Annotated in this window: 7 protein-coding genes; 1 reads left to right on the plus strand and 6 read right to left on the minus strand. The window is 73.5% G+C overall.

The window, feature by feature from the left end:
• On the plus strand, nt 1–545 hold a 545-nt coding region (locus tag ABD067_RS13065), incomplete at its 5' end, for a transposase (protein WP_343895746.1).
• 72 nt (nt 546–617) lie between these two features.
• On the opposite strand, the gene ureG is transcribed toward ABD067_RS13065, so the two are convergent.
• From ureG to ABD067_RS13095, 6 genes are read right to left on the minus strand one after another with little or no spacing between them, the layout of a single operon-like run.
• The gene (ureG, locus tag ABD067_RS13070) at nt 618–1262 is read right to left on the minus strand and encodes an urease accessory protein UreG (RefSeq protein WP_343895747.1); all 645 of its coding nucleotides are present in this window, start codon (nt 1260–1262) and stop codon (nt 618–620) included.
• Nucleotides 1259–1963: an urease accessory protein UreF gene (locus tag ABD067_RS13075; RefSeq protein WP_343895748.1), complete on the minus strand. Its 705-nt coding sequence runs from the start codon at nt 1961–1963 to the stop codon at nt 1259–1261. Before ABD067_RS13075 ends, ureG begins: the two co-directional genes overlap by 4 nt.
• A complete protein-coding gene (locus tag ABD067_RS13080; protein WP_343895749.1) occupies nt 1935–2435 on the minus strand; it encodes an urease accessory protein UreE in 501 nt (166 codons plus the stop codon). The genes ABD067_RS13075 and ABD067_RS13080 overlap by 29 nt, the downstream gene beginning before the upstream one ends.
• A 9-nt stretch (nt 2436–2444) precedes the next feature.
• Nucleotides 2445–4157, minus strand: a complete 1713-nt coding sequence (ureC, locus tag ABD067_RS13085) for an urease subunit alpha (protein WP_343895750.1) — start codon at nt 4155–4157, stop codon at nt 2445–2447.
• Nucleotides 4157–4462: an urease subunit beta gene (locus ABD067_RS13090; protein ID WP_343895751.1), complete on the minus strand. Its 306-nt coding sequence runs from the start codon at nt 4460–4462 to the stop codon at nt 4157–4159. Before ABD067_RS13090 ends, ureC begins: the two co-directional genes overlap by 1 nt.
• On the minus strand, nt 4462–4764 hold the full coding sequence (locus ABD067_RS13095) for an urease subunit gamma (protein WP_343895752.1): 303 nt from the start codon (nt 4762–4764) through the stop codon (nt 4462–4464). The genes ABD067_RS13090 and ABD067_RS13095 overlap by 1 nt, the downstream gene beginning before the upstream one ends.
• Between the last annotated feature and the right edge of the window lie 224 nt (nt 4765–4988).

Genomic DNA, 4988 nt, shown 5'->3' on the forward strand with positions numbered 1-4988 from the left:
GCGCCGCTGGCCGGCGGCGGGCGTGTCCGAGGCGACGGCGCACGACCTCCGCGCCGTGCTGCGCGCGGCCGGGGGGCGGCGGCCGGGCCGGGCGCGAAGGCGCCGAGCGCCAGAAGGGCTCCGAGCCGCACGCGGCGGTGGACGCGCTGGGCCGCCTCCTGGCCCTGCGCGTCACCCCCGCCGGCGAGCAGGACCGGCCACAGGTCGCGCACCTCGCCGCCGCGGTCCAAGAGGCCGCCGGCGAGAGCGTCGAACTCGCCCATGTCGACCGGGGCTGCGCCGGAGCCGCCCCGGCCGAGGCGGCGCGCGCGGACGGCACCGCCTCGCACGTGGGCCGCGCCCCGGACGCCAAGCGGGGCTCTGTGCCGTTGCCGCGCCGCTGGGCGGTCGAGAGGTCCTTCGCCTGCGCCGCCCGCTTCGGGCGCCTCGCCCGCGGCTACGAGCGACCGCCCCAGACCGTCGCCGGCCTGCACTTCGTGGCCTTCGCCTGCCTCATGCTCGCCAAAGCCGCGGCCGCCTTCGGCTTGGTACGCAACACCGTCTAGGGCGCCAGCCCGACCAGAAGGGCGGCCGCGTCCGCATCGCCATGGCAGGCAATTTCCTCCCCTCTACAAGCGCTATTGGGGCTCCACGTAGGGCACGGCGCTGCCGGTGCGCGCGAGGCCGCCCGCTTCCAGCACGAAGGCGGCGATCTCGTCGACGCCCTCGTCCGCCTTCAGGTTGGTGAACACGAAGGGCCGCATCCCGCGCATCCTGCGCGCGTCGCGGTCCATCACCGAGAGGTCGGCGCCCACCAGCGGCGCGAGGTCTGTCTTGTTGATGACCAGCAGGTCGGAGCGGGTGATGCCCGGCCCGCCCTTGCGCGGGATCTTGTCGCCGGCGGAGACGTCGATGACGTAGATGGTCAGGTCGGCCAATTCCGGGCTGAAGGTGGCGGCGAGGTTGTCGCCGCCGCTCTCGATGAAGAGCAGTTCCAGCATGGGGAACTTCGCCGCCATGTCCTGCACGGCCGCCAGGTTGATGGAGGCGTCCTCGCGGATGGCGGTGTGGGGGCAGCCGCCGGTCTCGACGCCCATGATGCGCTCCGGCGGGAGGGCGCCGGCGCGCGTCAGGAATTCCGCGTCCTCGCGCGTGTAGATGTCGTTGGTGATGGCGGCGATGTCGTGCGAGCCGCGGAGGCGCCGGCAGAGGCGCTCGGTCAGCGCGGTCTTGCCGGAACCCACGGGGCCGCCGATGCCGACGCGGAAGGGTCCGTTGCTCATGAGCGGAACAGCCTCGTGTATTGGGTTTCGTGGCGCATGGAGAGGAGGTCCAGCACCGGAGCGGCGGTGCCGAGCCGGTCGGGATCGGCCGCGAACGCCGCGTCCGTCGCCTCCTCCACGACCGGGAGGAGCGCCGCTGTGGCGACCTGCCCGTCGGTCTGGCCTAGCGGCACCAGCCTGACGCCGGCGGAGACCAGGTTGGCGGCGAAGGCGCCGAGCCAACCCGCCAGAGCCGGGCGGAGCGGCACGGCGTGGAAGCCGGCGGCGGCGCCGAACGCGACGGCGGCCGGGAGGCGCCGCCCGCGCCGCGCCGCGAAGGCGGCGAAGCGCGCCTCGGGCCACGCGGCTTCCGTCACCGCGGCGAATGCAGCGCCTTGTTGCAGCGACTCCAGCGCCGTCTCCGCCGTGCCGCGCCACGCCGCGCCCAACTCGGCCGCGCCGTCGAGCGCCGCGTCGTCCCCCGCCTCGGCCGCGCGCCAAGCGGCGGCGAGCAGCGCGCCGTCCACGCGCCCCGCGCCCGCTCGAAGCACGGCGGAGACGTAGGCGACGAGCCCGGCCCGGTCGCGCACCGAGCCTTCCTCCACCGCCGCCTCCAGCCCGTGGCTGTAGGAGAAGCCGCCCACCGGATAGGCTGGCGAGAGCCACGCCAAAAGCCGGTGCAGCGCGGCCGGCTCAATGGTCGTGGTGGTGGCCGTGGCCATGCGGGGGCGAGGGCTGCCGGTTGTGCTCGCCGTAGGCGCCGCCCTCCGGGTCGAAGGGTTCGGAGACGCGGCGCACGGCGGCGCCCAGGCCGCGCAGCATCTCCACGATGACGTGGTCGTCGCGGATGAGCAGCCGCCCGGCTTCGATGCGCGTCGGCAGGTGGCGGTTGCCGAGGTGCCAGGCGAGGCGCGCGAGCAGCGCGGGCGACTCGGCCGCGACTTCCACCAACGGCTCCGGCGCGGCACGCACCAGCACGTAGCCGCCGCCCTCCAGCGCCAACCCGTCCCCGTCCCGCAACACGACGGCTTCCGGCAGATCGAGCAGGAAGGATAGGCCGCCCTCGGCGGCGTAGCGGTGCCGGCGGCGGTGCCGGTCGTCGTAGTCGAGGGTCAGCGTGTCGCGCGCCTCCGCGGCTCGCCATTCGCCGGAGCGCTTGACGGCCGTCGCGCGCGGCAAGGCTGGCTCGTTCATCTCCTCCCCTCAGAACAGGAAGTACCGCTGCGCCATCGGCAGCACCTCGGCCGGCTCGCAGACCAGCAGTTCGCCGTCGGCGCGGACCTCATAGGTCTCCGGGTCCACCTCGATCTTCGGCAGCGTGCCGTTCAGCACCATGTCGCGCTTGCCGATGCGCCCGCGCGTGTTCTCGACCGCCAGCAGCGTCTTCGACAAGCGGCACCGCTGGCCCACGCCCTCCGCCAGCGCCGCCGCCGAGACGAAGGTGACGGCGGAGCGCGCCACCGCTACGCCGAAGGAGGCGAACATCGGCCGGTAATGGACGGGTTGCGGCGTCGGAATGGAGGCGTTGGGGTCGCCCATCGGCGCCGCGGCGATGCTGCCGCACTTCAGCACCATGTCCGGCTTGACGCCGAAGAAGGCCGGCGACCACAGGACGAGGTCGGCGAGCTTGCCCGGCTCCACGCTGCCCACATGCGCCGAGATGCCCTGCGCGATGGCGGGGTTGATGGTGTACTTGGCGACGTAGCGGCGGGCGCGCAGGTTGTCGTTGTCACCCTGCTCGCCCGGCAGCCGCCCGCGCTGTTGCTTCATCTTGTGCGCGGTCTGCCAGGTGCGGATGATGACCTCGCCGACGCGGCCCATCGCCTGGCTGTCGCTGCTCATCATGCTGATGGCGCCGAGGTCGTGCAGGATGTCCTCGGCCGCGATGGTCTCGCGGCGGATGCGGCTCTCGGCGAAGGCCACGTCTTCGGCGATGCGCGGGTCGAGGTGGTGGCAGACCATCAGCATGTCGAGGTGCTCGTCCACCGTGTTCACGGTGTAGGGCATCGTCGGGTTGGTGGAGGAGGGCAGGAAGTTGGGCTCGCCCACCACGCGCAGGATGTCCGGCGCGTGGCCGCCGCCGGCGCCCTCCGTGTGGAAGGCCTGGATGGTGCGGCCGGCGATGGCGCCGATCGTGCTCTCGACGAACCCGCTCTCGTTCAGCGTGTCGGTGTGGATCGCCACCTGCACGTCCATGGCGTCGGCCACGCGGAGGCAGGTGTCTATCGCCTTGGGCGTGGTGCCCCAGTCCTCGTGCAGCTTGAGGCCGCAGGCGCCGGCCCTGATCTGCTCCTCCAGCGCCCCCGGCAGCGCCGCGTTGCCCTTGCCGAGGAAGCCGAGATTCATCGGGAAGGCCTCGGCGGCTTGCAGCATCCGCTCGATGTGCCAAGGGCCGGGCGTGGAGGTGGTGGCGAGCGTGCCGTGCGCCGGGCCGGTGCCGCCGCCGAACATGGTGGTGACGCCCGCCGCCAGCGCCTCCTCGATCTGCTGCGGGCAGATGAAGTGGATGTGCACGTCGAGGCCGCCGGCGGTGAGGATGCGCCCCTCGCCCGCGATGATCTCCGTGCCGGGGCCGATGACGACCGTGACGCCCGGCTGCGTGTCCGGGTTGCCGGCCTTGCCGATGGCGGCGATGCGCCCGTCCCGCAGGCCCACGTCGGCCTTCACCACGCCCCAGTGGTCCAGGATCAGCGCGTTGGTGACGACGGTGTCCATCGCGCCCTCGGCGCGCGTCCGCTGCGACTGGCCCATGCCGTCGCGGATCACCTTGCCGCCGCCGAATTTCACCTCCTCGCCGTAGGTGGTGTGGTCCTTCTCCACCTCGATGACCAAGTCCGTGTCGGCCAGGCGCACGCGGTCGCCCGTGGTCGGGCCGTACATGCCGGCGTAGGCGGCGCGGGAGATGCGCGCGGGCATCAGAGCGGCCCTTCCACGTCGCCGCGGAAGCCGTGGACCACGCGCGCCCCGGCGAAGGGGATGAGCGAGACGCGCCGCGTCTGCCCCGGCTCGAAGCGCACGGCGGTGCCGGCGGGGATGTCGAGGCGGCGGCCGCGCGCCTTTCCGCGGTCGAAGGAAAGCGCCGGGTTGGTCTCCGCAAAGTGGTAGTGGCTGCCGACCTGCACCGGCCGGTCGCCGGTGTTCGCCACCTCCACCTCCACGGCCTCCCGCCCGGCGTTCAACTCGATCTCGCCGGCGGCGGGGAACACTTCGCCCGGGACCATCAGCGGATCGGCTGGTGGATGGTGACGAGCTTGGTGCCGTCCGGGAAGGTGGCCTCCACTTGCACCTCATGGACCATCTCGGCGATGCCCTCCATGACTTGGTCGCGGGTGAGCACGGTGGCGCCGTCGCGCATCAGCTCCGCCACGCTCCGCCCGTCGCGCGCGCCTTCCACCACGTGGTCGGTGATGAGGGCCACCGCTTCCGGGTGGTTCAGCTTCACGCCGCGCTCCAGCCGGCGCCGGGCGACCTGGGCGGCCATGGCGACCAGCAGCTTATCCTTCTCGCGCGGCGTCAGGTTCATGCGGCAGCGTCCAGCTCCTTCCTTGAGACGATCATGGCGCGGCGCGCCTCACGTCGTCCACAGCCGGGGCAGGCGCGGCGGCAGGCCCAACAGCCCGGAGCGCAGCGCGACGATCGCCGCGCCCACGGCGGCGCGCACGCCGGCCGCCGGGCCGAGCCAGCGCGCGAGCAGGAGGCCGGGGCGCGGCAGCGTGGCGCCGCCCGGCGCTTCGGGCGGGAGGGCGC

It is taken from the genome of Craurococcus roseus, from assembly GCF_039523795.1.
GTDB classification, from domain to species: domain Bacteria; phylum Pseudomonadota; class Alphaproteobacteria; order Acetobacterales; family Acetobacteraceae; genus Craurococcus; species Craurococcus roseus.

What these genes read in the sequence shown, in the direction of transcription:
- ABD067_RS13095 (WP_343895752.1), bottom strand. Translation starts at nt 4,764, where the DNA reads ATGAACCTGACGCCGCGCGAGAAGGATAAGCTGCTGGTCGCCATGGCC.
- ABD067_RS13080 (WP_343895749.1), bottom strand. Translation starts at nt 2,435, where the DNA reads ATGAACGAGCCAGCCTTGCCGCGCGCGACGGCCGTCAAGCGCTCCGGC.
- ureC (WP_343895750.1), bottom strand. Translation starts at nt 4,157, where the DNA reads ATGCCCGCGCGCATCTCCCGCGCCGCCTACGCCGGCATGTACGGCCCG.
- ABD067_RS13090 (WP_343895751.1), bottom strand. Translation starts at nt 4,462, where the DNA reads ATGGTCCCGGGCGAAGTGTTCCCCGCCGCCGGCGAGATCGAGTTGAAC.
- ABD067_RS13075 (WP_343895748.1), bottom strand. Translation starts at nt 1,963, where the DNA reads ATGGCCACGGCCACCACCACGACCATTGAGCCGGCCGCGCTGCACCGG.
- ureG (WP_343895747.1), bottom strand. Translation starts at nt 1,262, where the DNA reads ATGAGCAACGGACCCTTCCGCGTCGGCATCGGCGGCCCCGTGGGTTCC.